At 31.4% G+C, this 15,034-nt stretch carries 17 protein-coding genes; 1 reads left to right on the top strand and 16 read right to left on the bottom strand.

Annotation, left to right across the window (positions count from 1 at the left end; all coding sequences use genetic code 11):
* Nucleotides 1-229: 229 nt before the first annotated feature.
* The 14 genes from FGK85_RS03980 to FGK85_RS04045 all read right to left on the bottom strand — a co-directional run bounded on the left by FGK85_RS03980 (nt 230) and on the right by FGK85_RS04045 (nt 12,476).
* Nucleotides 230-1,405 carry an acetyl-CoA C-acetyltransferase gene (locus FGK85_RS03980; RefSeq protein WP_138203932.1) on the bottom strand — a complete coding sequence of 392 codons (1,176 nt, stop codon included), beginning with the start codon at nt 1,403-1,405 and terminating at the stop codon, nt 230-232.
* A 131-nt stretch (nt 1,406-1,536) separates the two neighbouring features.
* A complete protein-coding gene (gene wecB, locus FGK85_RS03985) occupies nt 1,537-2,691 on the bottom strand; it encodes a non-hydrolyzing UDP-N-acetylglucosamine 2-epimerase (RefSeq protein WP_138203933.1) in 1,155 nt (384 codons plus the stop codon).
* A gap of 30 nt (nt 2,692-2,721) precedes the next feature.
* Nucleotides 2,722-3,747 carry a glycosyltransferase family 4 protein gene (locus FGK85_RS03990; RefSeq protein WP_138203935.1) on the bottom strand — a complete coding sequence of 342 codons (1,026 nt, stop codon included), beginning with the start codon at nt 3,745-3,747 and terminating at the stop codon, nt 2,722-2,724.
* 28 nt (nt 3,748-3,775) lie between these two features.
* A complete protein-coding gene (locus FGK85_RS03995; protein WP_138203937.1) occupies nt 3,776-4,264 on the bottom strand; it encodes a deoxycytidylate deaminase in 489 nt (162 codons plus the stop codon).
* A gap of 362 nt (nt 4,265-4,626) precedes the next feature.
* A complete protein-coding gene (gene upp, locus FGK85_RS04000; RefSeq protein ID WP_138203939.1) occupies nt 4,627-5,256 on the bottom strand; it encodes a uracil phosphoribosyltransferase in 630 nt (209 codons plus the stop codon).
* Between the two features lie 29 nt (nt 5,257-5,285).
* Nucleotides 5,286-5,735, bottom strand: a complete 450-nt coding sequence (gene rpiB, locus FGK85_RS04005; protein WP_138203941.1) for a ribose 5-phosphate isomerase B — start codon at nt 5,733-5,735, stop codon at nt 5,286-5,288.
* A 59-nt stretch (nt 5,736-5,794) separates the two neighbouring features.
* A complete protein-coding gene (locus FGK85_RS04010; RefSeq protein WP_138203943.1) occupies nt 5,795-6,250 on the bottom strand; it encodes a low molecular weight protein arginine phosphatase in 456 nt (151 codons plus the stop codon).
* Nucleotides 6,251-6,274: 24 nt separating this feature from the next.
* Entirely contained in the window at nt 6,275-7,318 is a 1,044-nt protein-coding gene (locus tag FGK85_RS04015; protein WP_138203945.1) for an L-threonylcarbamoyladenylate synthase, read from the bottom strand.
* Nucleotides 7,319-7,397: 79 nt separating this feature from the next.
* A complete protein-coding gene (locus FGK85_RS04020; RefSeq protein ID WP_138203947.1) occupies nt 7,398-8,123 on the bottom strand; it encodes a ZIP family metal transporter in 726 nt (241 codons plus the stop codon).
* Between the two features lie 50 nt (nt 8,124-8,173).
* Nucleotides 8,174-8,758 (bottom strand): hypothetical protein, encoded by a 585-nt coding sequence (locus FGK85_RS04025; RefSeq protein ID WP_138203949.1) that lies wholly within the window; start codon nt 8,756-8,758, stop codon nt 8,174-8,176.
* 28 nt (nt 8,759-8,786) lie between these two features.
* Nucleotides 8,787-9,857 (bottom strand): peptide chain release factor 1, encoded by a 1,071-nt coding sequence (gene prfA / locus FGK85_RS04030; RefSeq protein ID WP_138203951.1) that lies wholly within the window; start codon nt 9,855-9,857, stop codon nt 8,787-8,789.
* Nucleotides 9,858-9,925: 68 nt separating this feature from the next.
* A complete protein-coding gene (gene prmC, locus FGK85_RS04035; protein WP_138203965.1) occupies nt 9,926-10,774 on the bottom strand; it encodes a peptide chain release factor N(5)-glutamine methyltransferase in 849 nt (282 codons plus the stop codon).
* 152 nt (nt 10,775-10,926) lie between these two features.
* Nucleotides 10,927-11,835 carry a DUF1385 domain-containing protein gene (locus tag FGK85_RS04040; RefSeq protein WP_138203953.1) on the bottom strand — a complete coding sequence of 303 codons (909 nt, stop codon included), beginning with the start codon at nt 11,833-11,835 and terminating at the stop codon, nt 10,927-10,929.
* Nucleotides 11,836-11,858: 23 nt separating this feature from the next.
* On the bottom strand, nt 11,859-12,476 hold the full coding sequence (locus FGK85_RS04045) for a thymidine kinase (protein ID WP_138203955.1): 618 nt from the start codon (nt 12,474-12,476) through the stop codon (nt 11,859-11,861).
* 337 nt (nt 12,477-12,813) lie between these two features.
* Here FGK85_RS04045 and rpmE point away from each other — a divergent pair, with 337 nt between their 5' ends.
* Nucleotides 12,814-13,026, top strand: coding sequence for a 50S ribosomal protein L31 (gene rpmE / locus FGK85_RS04050; RefSeq protein WP_138203957.1), 213 nt, complete (start codon nt 12,814-12,816; stop codon nt 13,024-13,026).
* Nucleotides 13,027-13,047: 21 nt separating this feature from the next.
* Here the strand turns inward: rpmE and rho are convergent, their stop codons facing one another.
* Together rho and FGK85_RS04060 are read right to left on the bottom strand one after the other, a co-directional pair.
* Nucleotides 13,048-14,484, bottom strand: a complete 1,437-nt coding sequence (gene rho, locus FGK85_RS04055; RefSeq protein WP_138203959.1) for a transcription termination factor Rho — start codon at nt 14,482-14,484, stop codon at nt 13,048-13,050.
* A 173-nt stretch (nt 14,485-14,657) separates the two neighbouring features.
* Nucleotides 14,658-15,034: hypothetical protein (locus tag FGK85_RS04060; RefSeq protein WP_207670516.1), on the bottom strand; the 377-nt coding region annotated here is incomplete at its 5' end.

The following is a 15,034-nucleotide window of genomic DNA, read 5'->3' on the forward strand; positions in this document are numbered from 1 at the left end:
TATTTAATTATTAACTTGTTATACAAAAAATCAGCTTTCTTTTTACAATTGACCGGGTACATGCATACTTATTCAAGATTTCTTAAATTCTTTTTATTCTTTTTCTATATTATTAGCAATATGTAGTGTAAATATTTATATATTTCTTTTTCTATATATGCTTTTTAACATAAAAAAGAGAGCGTATAAATACACTCTCTAATAAAACAATTTGAAAATTTAATTAAAATTATCGTTCAACCACAATAGCGGTTCCCATTCCTCCACCTATGCAAAGGGTTGCTAAACCCTTTTTAGCATTTCTCTTTTTCATTTCATATAATAAAGATACAAGTATTCTAGCGCCAGAACACCCTACTGGATGACCAAGAGCTATAGCCCCCCCATTTACATTTACCTTTTCCATAGGGAAATTTAAATCTCTAGCCACAGCTAAACTCTGAGCAGCAAAAGCTTCATTAGCCTCTATAAGATCTAAATCTTCTACACTCATTCCTGCTACCTTAAGAGCAGCTCTAGTAGCTTCTACTGGACCATATCCCATAATAGATGGATCTACTCCTCTTGAACCATAAGATATTATCCTAGCAAGTGGTTCTATACCTAATTCTTTAGCCTTTTCAGCACTCATAACTATCACTGCTGCAGCTCCATCATTTATACCTGATGCATTACCAGCAGTAACAGTACCATCTTTTTTAAATGCTGGTTTTAACCTTGCTAAAGTTTCAATAGTTGTACCATACCTTGGGAATTCATCCTTATCAAATATTATATCGCCTTTTCTATTTTTTATTACTATAGGAACTATTTCATCCTTAAACTTGCCTTCTTCAATAGCTTTTTCAGCTTTTTGCTGTGAAGCTGCAGCAAAAGCATCCTGCTCATCCCTAGTAATATTCCATTTTTCAGCTATATTTTCAGCAGTTATACCCATATGATAATCATTAAACGCATCCCATAAACCGTCTTTTATCATTGTATCTACCACTGTTCCATTGCCCATTCTTTGACCCCACCTATTGTTTGGCAATATGTATGGTGCTGCAGACATGTTTTCCATACCACCTGCTACTATAATATCTGCATCTCCTGCTTTTATTATTTGAGCAGCTAAACTTACAGCTCTTAAACCAGAACCACAAACTTTATTAATAGTAAATGATGGTGTTTCTACAGGAATTCCAGCTTTTACTGCTGCCTGCCTTGCTGTACTTTGCCCAAGACCAGCGCCTATTACATTTCCCATTATTACTTCATTAACTGCCTCAGGTTTAATCCCAGACCTATTTAAAGCTTCCTTTATTACAATTGCTCCCAAATCAACAGCTGAAACATCCTTTAAAGCTCCGCCATATTTACCTATAGCTGTTCTGACAGCACTTGCAATGACTATTTCCTTCATAATTAATAACCCCCCAATAACATAATCATCTATAAAATGAGAATTAATCCTCCTCATATTACCATTATACAAGTCCTTATATTTATTTTCAACATTTACATTTTGTGTTAAAAATTAAACAATCCCCTAAATTACTTAATTTCAAACTCTCTACATTTTTCCTCTTTTAAACCAAAATAATATAATATAGAATGACATATTCTCTCTGCTGCCTTTCCATCTCCATATGGATTTATCGCTCTGCTCATAGTATTATATACAGCCTCATCATTAATTAGTTCATTAGCACTATTAAATATCTTATCCACATCTGTTCCAACTAATTTTACAGTACCAGCGTCTACTGCCTCTGGTCTTTCTGTTACATCTCTAAGCACCAATACAGGTTTCCCAAGATGAGGTGCTTCCTCCTGCAATCCACCTGAATCTGTCATTATCATAAAGGATTTATTCATTAAATTATGTGTTTCTTTTGTATCTAATGGTGATAATAAGTGAATTCTATCTATTCCATCAAGTTCTCTATAAACCACATCTTTAACTATAGGATTTAAGTGAACTAAATACACAAGCTCTACATCTTTATTTTCTTCCACTATTTTCTTTAAAGCCTTGCAGATATTTTCTATACCGCCGTCCCAATTTTCTCTTCTATGAGCAGTAACCATTATAACTTTTTTATTTTTATAATCTATACTGTTTAATTCTTCATTTTCAAAAACATAATTTTCTTCTACAGTATATTCCATAGCATCTACCACTGTATTTCCCGTTACAAATATATCCTCTGGGTTTATTCCTTCCCTTAAAAGATTTCTTCTTGAAGCATCTGTAGGAGCAAAATGCAAATCAGCTATAGCTCCAGTAAGTTTTCTATTCATTTCCTCTGGATATGGGAAATACTTATCGAAAGTTCTAAGTCCAGCTTCTACATGGCCTACTTTTATTTGTTTATAAAAGGCTGCAAGTCCCCCTGCAAAAGTAGTAGTAGTATCCCCATGCACTAATATTATATCTGGCTTCTCTTTTTCAAAGACCTCTTCTAATCCTTCTAATACACTAGTAGTTATAGTAGTTAAACTTTGTTTATTTTTCATTATGTTTAAATCATAATCAGGAACAATGTGGAAAAGCTCCAATACTTGATCTAACATCTGTCTATGTTGCGCTGTGACACACACCTTAGATATAATATTAGGATGTTCTTGAAGTTTTTTCACTAATGGTGCCATCTTTATTCCCTCTGGTCTTGTTCCAAAAATACTTATTACCTTTACTTTATCCACAATAAACTCCTCCAATTATTAAAATGTATTTTATTCTCTATGCTCAAAAAATCCAAATTTCCAAGCTACAAGCACTATTACAATTATTACAGCTGTAACTAAAAAATACGCCCTCTGATTGCTTATTTGCATAGCTATTATAGAAATACCCCCTAATACAGCACTAATAATATACATAATTATAACTGCTTTTTTTTGGCTTAATCCCATATCTAAAAGCCTATGATGCAAATGTCCCCTATCTGCTTTCATTATAGGTTTCCCATTTATTTTGCGCCTTACCATTGCAAATAATGTATCATATATAGGAAGTCCTAAAGCTAGTATAGGAACTGATATAGCAAATGCCGCTGCTGATTTTATAGCCCCAGTTATAGAAATAGCCGCTAATAAAAATCCTAATAATTGCGAACCAGTATCACCCATAAATATAGATGCTGGATTAAAATTGTAGGGTAAAAACCCCAGTATTGCCCCACAAAGTATAATAGTAAGTATTGCTGCATCTGCTCTATTGTTTAGTATAGCTATGATAAAAATAGTAATAGAGGATATAAACGCTACCCCTGCAGCTAATCCATCTAATCCATCAATCAAATTAAATGCATTGGTAATGCCCACCACCCACATTATGGTAAGTGGTATTGATAGCCACTTTAAATTCAAATACAGCTTTGTAGCGCTGAAGGGATTGGTTATAAGCTTTATGGATGTACCAAAGCCTATCAATATTAAAGCTGCCACCACTTGAAATAAAAGTTTTTCATAAGGTTTTAATTCTTTTAAATCGTCAATAAATCCTCCTAATACAATTACAGAAGCACTTATTAATATTCCAATTTCCTCTGTAGTCAAAGCTTCTCTTTTTATAATTAATGCTAATGCAAATGCAATATAAATGGAAAGCCCTCCTAAAAGAGGAATTGGTTTTTTATGAATTTTTCTTTCATCCTTTGGTATATCAATAGCTCCAACCTTTTTTGCTAATCTTTTGATAAAAGGTGTTATTGCAAAAGAAATAGCTGCAGAAATAGTAAATAAAATTAGCTTTTCCATATTAACCTTCCTTATTGTGTCTTATATTTTAGTATGCTCCATCTCCATAAAGAGAATCATCATCCTCTATCCATTCGTTTACATCTATAACTCTAAACTTTATCTTTGTATCTCTTATGACTACTTTTGATATTCCAGAATTTATTATAAATCTCTTACATAATGAACAAGGAGAAGCGTCCTTAACTAGTTCTCCTGTAGACATTTCCTTTCCAACCAAATACATAGTTGCCCCTATCATATCTTGTCTTCTAGAGGATATAATAGCGTTTTGCTCCGCATGAACTGACCTGCAAAGCTCATATCTGGTTCCCCTAGGAACATTTAATTGCTCTCTCCTGCAATACCCTAAATCGGAACAATTTTTTCTTCCCCTAGGCGCTCCCGTATATCCTGTGGATATAATTTCATCATTCTTTACAATTATAGCTGCAAAATTTCTCCTAAGGCAAGTTCCCCTTTCCAATATTGTTTCGCATATATCTAGATAATAATTATTTTTATCTATTCTTTCCACAAATTTTCCTCCTTGTTGTAAAGTATTCATTAATAATTGAGCGTCTCCCATTACATAGATTATTTTGTATTCTACCTTTCAAATTTAAAATAATTATATAATATGTAAACTTTAAATAGCATATAATATTATTATATATGATATTTGCATTATTTAAAATTAAATTTCTCTAAACACTGTTAATTATAGTATATCATTTAAATAATGGATGCATTATTCATCTCAACTTTCGCACATAAATTAAAATTACCTCTTACTTACTCTACAGATTTCAATTTTACATTTTAAATTCTACATTATTAATATACTTTAGTTTAAAAAAATAAAGGATTGCCTTTGAGACAACCCCTTAAATCCACTACTTATTTTGTTCCAAACAATCTATCTCCAGCATCTCCAAGACCAGGAACTATATATCCTTTTTCATTTAGTTTTTCATCTACTTGTGCTAAATATATATCTACATCTGGATGAGCTTCTTGAACTGCTCTAACTCCTTCTGGAGAACCTATTAAGCACATCAATCTTATGTATTTTGCACCTCTTTTTTTAAGTGCATTGATAGCATCTACAGCTGAACCGCCTGTAGCAAGCATTGGATCTGTTACTATTATATCTCTTTCATGAATATCTTGAGGCAATTTACAGAAATATTCTACTGGTTGAAGCGTTTCTTCATCTCTATACATTCCTATATGACCCACCTTAGCTGCTGGTATAAGTTTAAGCATTCCATCTACCATTCCAAGTCCTGCTCTTAAAATAGGAACTATAGCTACTTTTTTTCCTGCTAACATTTTGCATTTTGTTTTACATATTGGTGTATCTATTTCTACAGTTTTTAGTTGCATGTCACGAGTAACTTCATAAGCCATCAACATAGCAACTTCCCCTACTAACTCTCTAAAGTCTTTAGAACCTGTATTTTTATCTCTTATTAACGCTAATTTATGTAGTATTAATGGATGTGATATTTGTGTTACTTTACTCATTTTAATTCCTCCTAATATAATTTATTTATCTACTTACAGTATTTATTTTCTAATTCACTAATTTGATTAACTCTTCTTTCATGTCTTCCACCTTCAAAATTAGTGCTTATAAATGTATCTACTATATCTAGGGCTAAGCCTTTTCCTACAACTCTTTCTCCCATAGTTAGTATGTTTGCATTATTGTGTTCTCTACAAGCATGTGCACTAAATGTATCTGAACATAATGCAGCTCTTACTCCTGGAACTTTATTAGCAGCTATGCCTATGCCTATACCTGTTCCACAAATTAATATTCCAAGCTCAAAATTTTTAGCCACCACTTCTTTAGCTACCTTTTCAGCAAACTCTGGATAATCACAAGATTCTGTAGAATCTGTTCCAAAATCCTTTACTTCTATGCCTTTAGCTTCTAGATGCTTAATTATATCATTTTTTAAATTAAAACCACCATGGTCACTTCCTATTGCTATCCTCATAAGCTAACACTCCTTTAAATGTATTATATATTTCAAAAAAAAGAAGATACTAGGGTTTTCTAATAAATACCCTTATCTTCTCTTATTTTGCCTATTAATAAAAATATTTTACCCTGTAATTCAAAAAAAGTATCTTTATAAACTTCTATATTTCCACCAAAAGGGTCACTTATATTCCCAGAAAAACCAATGTAATCATTTAAAGTAAATATATTATCTGAATATTTAGGGAAATTATTTTTTAATACATCCCTAATGGCTGACGTCATTGTCAATATCAAATCTGAATTCTCTATTATTTTTTCATCAATTTGAATGGCTTTCCTATGGTTTAAATTAATTTTTAAATTTTCTTTTACCACATATATTGCATTTTCAGAGGCTATGCTATTAGGGATAACTGATAATCCTGCTGAAAAAGCACATATATCTTTTTCTTTACAGCAATTATTAAAAATAGCTTCCGCCATAACACTTCTACAAGTATTTCCTGTACAAACAAATAGCACCTTCATAGCAATACCTCCTCACTTATTATTCTATATTCGTTCTATATTAAATCCTGCTGCCTTTTTTAATCTATTCATTATAGCAACGCCTATTTCCTTTTCTTCAAAGGCTTCAGCATATATAACTTCTACATCTGTATTATCAAAACTTCTTAAAACACTAAATAAATTCTTAGCTATTTCCTCTGGATTTTTCCTACTCCCTAGGGAAACAACCACTCCTCCTTGATAAAGGTTTTTAGTTTCTTCTGTGGCCATTATACCTACCTTTTTATCATCTATATAATTTTGCACTATTTCATTGATTTTTTCAATAGTTTTTTGCAAATCTCCATCTATTATTTTTACTGGTGCTTTTGGAGCATAATGTCTATATTTCATTCCTGGAGCCTTAGGCGTAAAATTCTTTTTAGGTTTTTCCATTATAGCGGAATCTATATAAGTTTTCTCCTCCACTTGTTTTAGCATCTCTAAAGTAATACCACCTGGTCTTAACACACATGGGGGATACACTGTGCAATCTACAATAGTTGATTCAACTCCAACCTCACTATTTTCTCCTCCAATTATACATTCTACTTTTTCATTTAAATCTTCCACACAACTTTCCATAGTGGTAGGACTTGGTCTTCCTGATATATTTGCCGATGGGGCTGCTATGGGTCTTTTAGATGCTCTTATAAAATCCTCAGCTACATTGTTTGATGGCATTCTTATACCTATGGTTTTTAAACCTGCACTAGTTATATCAGGTATAAGATCACTCTTTTCTAATATTAAAGTCAAAGGCCCTGGCCAAAATTTTTCCATAAATTTATTAGCTATATCAGGTATACACTTAACCAATGGCTTTATATCATGAAGATCTGCTATATGCACTATAAGAGGATTATCTTGGGGTCTTCCCTTAGCCTTGAAGATTTTTTCTACCGCACTGACATTCAAAGCATCTGCCCCAAGTCCATATACTGTTTCCGTAGGAAAAGCCACTACTCCCCCATCTCTTATTATTTGTCCAGCCTCTTCTATTCCTATTTGATAATTTTCTTTCAATTCAATAATTTTAGTTTTCAACTTAGCACCCCTTTCTCCTTAGTACATTGCAAATACCTTAATTTTTAATTTTCAATTATTAACTTCTTACCTACTGATTTCAAAGTACTTTTGTTATAATAAATCCTAAAACACTTCCTAATAAGACTCCCTTAAAGCAGCTTCTCACATCTTTTAGTTTACAGGCCTCTGGTATCATTTCTCCACAAACTATATAACTCATTATGCCAGATACAAATGCGAAAAGTATACCTAATACCTCCTTGGAAACAATACCTAAGTATAATCCTGTTAATCCACCAGCAAGTGCAGGTACCGCTGATAAAAAGGAATAAAAAATTATTTTATACTTCTTTTCTCCTGCTGCCATAAGAGGAGCTGCCGCTGCTATTCCCTCGGGTATATCATGTAAGGCTATTATTATGCTCATCCTAAATCCTAAAGCACTTCCTACACCTATACCACATCCCATTATAAGTCCTTCAGGAAAATTATGAATTCCTAAAGCCAATATAACCAAGATGGCCACCCTCTTATAATTATCAATGAAATTATTCTTTACTATTATAAAATTATTTATTATTACAACCAATATTATACCTATAGAAAAGTATAATATAAAATAAAATAAATTCAACTTACTTAAAGCCTCTGGAATCAAATCCAGTATTACTATAGATAACATAATTCCTCCAGCTAAACCCATTACTACACTTAAAAATTTACCCGAAGGATTTCTAACTATAATACCTATCATTGCTCCAATCATAGTTCCTGTTAATGAAATAAATATTATTAATAAAATAAGAAAACCATATTCACTCAAATTAACACCTCCATCCCATATATTTTTATTTATAGGATAAGGTGTTTATTCTATATTTCTATGTTTCTATACAATTTCACATTTTTTATTGCTTCATCTGAGAAAAAAGCATTTTCACAATTAATATATATATCGTTGAGAAGTTTATATTTATAAAAACCCCCACCAACTATAATTGTATAGTAATATTTTTCTGAAGCCTTTTTACCCTTTATACTTCCAATATTATTATATATATCCTGATTTTCTTCTAAAAACCTTTTATCTACCTCTTTAAAATTCCTTTTCTTAACCTTAGATGATATGATAACTATTATATTTAAATCCTTACCCTCATCTCTGGTATGTATCATGAAAACTTTATTTTTTCTCATAACTGTAGTAAGGTCTATGATTCCAGTTTTAACCAATATCTTATCATAATTCACAATGTATCTTAGATAGTTATTTTCCACTTTACTTATTACCATTATTAATGTAATCATCTGAATAAATATTAAACTTATCTTTAACGCTGTATAGAGTTTTGGAAGAGAAATGAGTAAAATTAGGGAAACAAAAAAAATAAAGCAACCAGAAAACAAAAATCTTTTTATAGATTTATTTTGTTTTCTAATTCCTTTATCTATATTCATATACTCTCCACTCTTTTCTTATTATTTATTATACTCCCATTGCCTTCATTTTTTCAGCTTGTTCTGTTGTAATTAATGCATCAATAACTTCATCCATATCTCCATCAAGGAAACCTTCTAATCTGTATAAAGTTAATCCTATTCTATGATCAGTAACTCTACCTTGAGGATAGTTATATGTTCTTATTCTCTCACTTCTATCCCCAGTTCCTACCTGACTCTTTCTATCTTCAGAAATTTGAGCATTTCTTTCAGCTTCAGCTTTTTCAAACAATCTCGCTTTCAATACCTTAAGAGCTTTTTCCCTATTTTTTAGCTGTGATTTCTCATCTTGGCAAGATACAACTATACCTGTTGGTATGTGTGTCATTCTTACAGCAGAGTCAGTAGTATTAACACACTGTCCACCATTTCCTGATGCTCTAAATACATCTACTTTTAAATCATTAGCGTTTATTTCTATTTCTACATCATCTACTTCCGGTAAAACAGCAACAGTGGCAGTTGATGTGTGTATTCTTCCGCTGGATTCTGTATCAGGAACCCTTTGTACTCTATGTACACCACTTTCATATTTTAATTTACTATATGCGCCATTTCCTTTTATCATAAATACAACTTCTTTAAACCCGCCTATATCTGTTTCATTAAGACTCATAAGTTCTGTCTTCCAGCCTTGACGTTCTGCATATCTTGTGTACATTCTAAAAAGATTTGCTGCAAACAGTGCCGCCTCTTCTCCACCTGCGCCACCTCTTATTTCAACAAAAACGTTCTTATCGTCATTAGGATTCTTTGGAAGTAAAGCTATTTTTAATTCCTGCTCCATTTCCTCTTTTTTACCTTCACATTCCTTTATTTCTTCTTGAAGCATTTCTTTTAATTCTCTATCACTTTCTTCTCCAATCATTTCTTTATCCGCTTCGATTGTAGAAATTACCTCTTTATATTGTTTGTACTTATTAACTATAACCTCAAGTTCAGAATGTTCCTTACATAATTTTTGCCATTCCTTTTGATCTGCTATAATTGTTGGATCACTTATCTTTATGGATAGTTCATCATATTTATTTTCTATAAAATCAAGTTTACTAAACATCTATTATCACTCCGTGTATTTATATTTTCACAATTAATTATTATAACATATTTTTTAAAGCTTAACAATTAAATTTTTCCTATAACCACTCTATCAAGTCCTGCTAAATCCTTAAAGCATACAACTTCTTTAAAACCATTATTTTTAAAAATCTCTGTTACAGCATCCTTTTGATTGTATCCAATTTCAAAGGCAATCACTCCTGATTCTACAAGAAGTTTTTTACCCTCTTCTACTATTTTTCTATAAAAATCTAATCCGTCCTTACCTCCACACAAAGCTATGTATGGTTCATACTCCTTAACATCTTCCATTAATGTGGGAATAACATGCTCCTCAATATAAGGAGGATTTGATACTATTATATCAAATTTATATTCTCCGTGCTTTGTAAAATTAAAGAGATCACTTTGTATAAACTGTACTCTTTTTTCTAGAGAAAATCTTTTAATATTTTCAGTTGTAACCATCTTTGCCACATCTGAAATATCTGAACATATAACGTTGGAATCTTTAATTATATTACCTATAGATACTCCTATGGCCCCGCTACCGCAACAAATATCTAATACATTCTTGAATTTATTTTTATTTATTATTTCCAAAACATTTTCCACAAGAATTTCCGTATCTGGTCTTGGTATCAAAACCCCTTCTCTTATAAAAAAATTCATCCCCATAAACTCGCATTGACCTAATATATATTTTACAGGCATCTTATTCTTTCTCATATTAATATATTTAAAAAACTCCTCTTGTTCATGAGAATTTAATTCTAAGTCTCTATTCATTATTAAAAATAATTTATCCTTATTAAGCACCTTGCACAGTAAAAGCTGAGCATCCAACATATAAGTATCTATTTGCTCCTCCTTTAAAAGCTCATACGCCCTAGGCAAAATATCCCTTATCTTCACCAAATCACCACCCCCTCTATAACTCCAACCAGCCCCTAGCACTCTGGCACTCTATTCTCTAGCCCACTAGCCCTCTAGCCCTCTAGCACACTATTTTCCGGCCCACTAGCACACTAGCCCACTATTTTCCGGCCCTCTAGCACTCTAGCACTCTATTCTTCTCCTTCTGCTGCCTTAAGCGCCGTTATAGCTACCTCTAGCTGCTCTAAATCCGGCTCTCTTGTGGTAAGTCTTTGAAGCTGCAATCCTGGGTATGCTAATATTTTTGATAGTTTGTTAGAACTTCTTCCTAACCATCTTATGATTTCATAAGTTATACCCGATATAACAGGCAATAATATAATTCTATATAACATTCTTTCCAGTATAGAATTCCAACCTGTCAGCGAAAAAATCAAGATACTGACTATCATAACCAAAAATAAAAAATTCGTTCCACATCTTGGATGAAATCTGCTAAACTTCTGTGCATTTTCAGGAGTCAATTCCATTCCACTCTCATAACAAAATATACTCTTATGTTCAGCTCCATGATATTGATAAACTCTATTTATATCATCCATTTTCCCTATTAGATAAATATATAATATAAAAATAATAACTCTTATAGCTCCCTCTATTATGTTTAGAGTTATACTGCTATTAATACTTTTTCTAAAAAAATTAGCTCCCATAGTAGGCAATGCTAAAAATAGTCCCATAGCAAATATGAAAGATACTATAATAGAAAAAATCATAATCACATCTTCAGCTTTTCCCTTAAAAAGTTTCTGCATAAATCCCTCAAATTTAGAAGGTTGGCTTTCCCCCTCCTCAAAAAAAGATGCTGAATAATTTAATGTCTGAATTCCTATAACCATTGACTCTATAAGAACTACAAATCCTCTAATTATAGGTATAGATAATATTTTATTTCTTTTTGTAAAGGGAATTACATATTTTTTATCTGTTACAATTTCACCATCACTTTTTCTTACAGAAGTAGCTATGCAATCCTTCCCCCGCATCATAACCCCTTCTATTACTGCTTGGCCACCTACCATATTTTTTCCCTTAGACATATTTACACATCCTTTTAAAATTACTACTTAGTACATGCAGCTTCCTTATTTTTTAAATATATTTCTTTGTATTTAATATAGCATTTTGGACAAAGTGACTCATATTCCACATTATCTTCTTTATCTATCGCCACCTGCTCTCCTTCAAATACAAATTTACCATTTATTTTTCTTCCATTTACTAAAGCCTTCTTGCCGCAAGCACATATGGTTTTAAGTTCCTCAATGCTATGGGCAATAAGAAGAAGTCTTCTACTTCCTTCAAAACCATTCATAAGAAAATCAGTCCTAAGTCCATAGCATATGGTTGGTATGTCCATTTTTACGGCTATATTAAAAAATTGGTCTATTTGTTCCTCTTTAAAAAACTGAACTTCATCTACCAATATACAATCCACTTTACCCTTTTGTTCATTCCAGCTTTCCACTAATTTATACACATCTTGTTCTTTACTTACTAACATATCGACTTCTCTAGTTATACCAAGTCTAGACACTATTTTTTCTCCACCTTTTGTATCAGTCTTAGGTTTAACTATAATTATTTTCATTCCTCTTTCTTCATAATTATGAGCTACTTGAAGCAAGTTAGTGGATTTACCACAGTTCATGGCACCATATCTGAAATATAGTTTACTCATATTTTATCCCGTTGCTAATAATCTATAAAAATCTATAAGTATTGTTTAATTTCCTGTTCAACGTACATAGCTAATTGATATTATAACACAAAATAATATAAAATATACCTGCTGATTCATATGAAATTTTAATGTAATTTTATAGAATTATTGCAACAGTTCACCTCCTCCCATATTCTTTATTGAACACTTTATTATTATATTTCAAAAATGTTTTATAAGCAAAATATATTTCAATTTGAAAGTTTATTGTTAGTTGACTATTATAAAAATTAATGATATAATCTAGTAGTTGAAAATGCCGTTATGCAGTTGTAGTTTGAGAGAGGTGAAAAGAATGAAAAAAGATTTACAACCAACTTATAATCATGACGCAGTTGTTAAATGCGCATGTGGTAATACTTTTACAACTGGTTCAGTAAAAGAAGAGCTAAAGGTTGAAATTTGTTCAAAATGTCATCCTTTCTTCACCGGTAAACAAAAAATGGTGGATACTGGTGGAAGAGTTGACAAATTCTTAAAGAAATTCAACATGAAACTAGAAGAGTAAAATCAATGGGAAAGATATTAATTATCTTTCCCATTTTACTTTATTAAACACATTTATAAATTCATTATTATTTTTAGTTTTAGACATTATATTTATTAAATCCTCGGTAACTGCATCTCCATTGCCAGTTTTGTACATAAACTTTCTTATATTAAATGCTACCTCTTGTTCCTCTTTGGACAATAATAAATCCTCTCTCCTAGTTCCTGATTTATATATATCTATAGCAGGGAAAATTCTTCTTTCTTGAAGCTTTCTATCTAAGTGAACTTCCATATTTCCAGTTCCCTTAAATTCTTCATAAATCATATCATCCATTCTGCTTCCTGTTTCAACTAATGCTGTAGCTAATATAGTAAGACTTCCGCCTTCTTCAATATTTCTAGCTGCTCCAAAGAATTTTTTAGGCATTAATAATGCACCTGGATCTAGTCCACCTGATAGGGTTCTTCCTGTTGGGTTTATAGTAAGGTTATATGCTCTTGCAAGTCTAGTTATACTGTCTAAAAGTATCACTACATCTTGACCTTGTTCCACCATTCTTTTTGCTCTTTCTAAAACCATATAAGCTACTTTAGTGTGGTGATCTGGTTCCTCATCAAAAGTTGAATATATAACTTCTCCTTTAATAGACCTTTGCATATCTGTAACTTCCTCAGGTCTTTCATCAATTAATACCACTATTAACTTCACTTCTGGGTGATTTATTTCTATGCTATGGGCAATTTTCTTTAAAAGAGTTGTTTTTCCCGCTTTAGGTGGAGCTACAATTATACCTCTTTGTCCTTTTCCAATAGGAGAGATTATATCCATAATTCTAGAAGATAAGTCATTTTGATTTATTTCTAATTTTACTCTTTCTCTTGGGTAAATAGGCACTAAAGTTTCGAATTTTTTTCTATTAATAGCTTTCTGAGGATTTTCGCCATTGATTTGCTGAACATATAGCAAAGCTTTAAATTTTTCTCCATCCTTTGGTGTTCTTACCTTTCCCTCTACCTCATCCCCAGTTTTCAAATTAAACTTTCTTATTTGAGATGGTGATACATAAACATCCTCCGAACTGGTTAAATAATTTTTTCCTCTTAAAAATCCGTAACTATTATTTTCATTTATTTCCAATACCCCTTTAGCTGTATCAGATTCCTTTATCATTTTAATTTTTTCATTCTCAGAATTTTCTTCTATCCCTTGACCTTTTATTTTATTATCACTGGAATCTTCCTTATTAACTTTATCTATATTTTCTTCTCTTTCCTTATTTAAAACTGCAGGTTCTTTAGGTGTAATTTTTTCCACTAAAACTTTTCCGTTTTTGTTTATGCACACTGGTGATAACTTATTTATTTCCTCAATAAGCTCAGCCTTTTTGTACTTGGAAATACTTTTAACACCCATCTCTTTAGCCGTTTCTCTCAACTGAGCTAAGGTCATATTTTCAAAATCTATCCCTGACAAAAAACCATCTCCTTATATAAATTGTACAAAGTGTTTTGGGAATCATAGAAGAATATTCATGAAATGCGACGCTTATCTATTATAACTTATATAATAAATAAAATCCATAAAAAAATTAGCATATTTATTATTATTTACTGTTTTATAAAATTTATTCAAACCAAACATAACTACTATTTAATAGTAATCATGTCTAATTGATTTTTTATTTGTTCATACCTATCTATTCTTTTCATCACAGATTTTTCTTCACCTATAAAAAATAATGGAGTATTTAATGTCTCACAACCACCTATTAACATTTCTCTATTTACAAATGAATTGATATTATATCTATAGACATGGGTTCTATTGCACAAAGGACAATTAACTTTAAAAATAAATTCTTTGTTTTTAATGGAAACTTTCAAAGGGGTGATTTTATTATTAATTTGTTTTATTTTAAAAACATTCGTTTCTTCTATAGTATACTTATTGAATGCATCTTTTAAAGCTATAACTATATTGGTTCTTAATAACATATAGCCACCTCCCTTTAATATATGAATTC

This window comes from Haloimpatiens lingqiaonensis (assembly GCF_901447495.1).
Lineage (GTDB): Bacteria > Bacillota > Clostridia > Clostridiales > Clostridiaceae > Haloimpatiens > Haloimpatiens lingqiaonensis.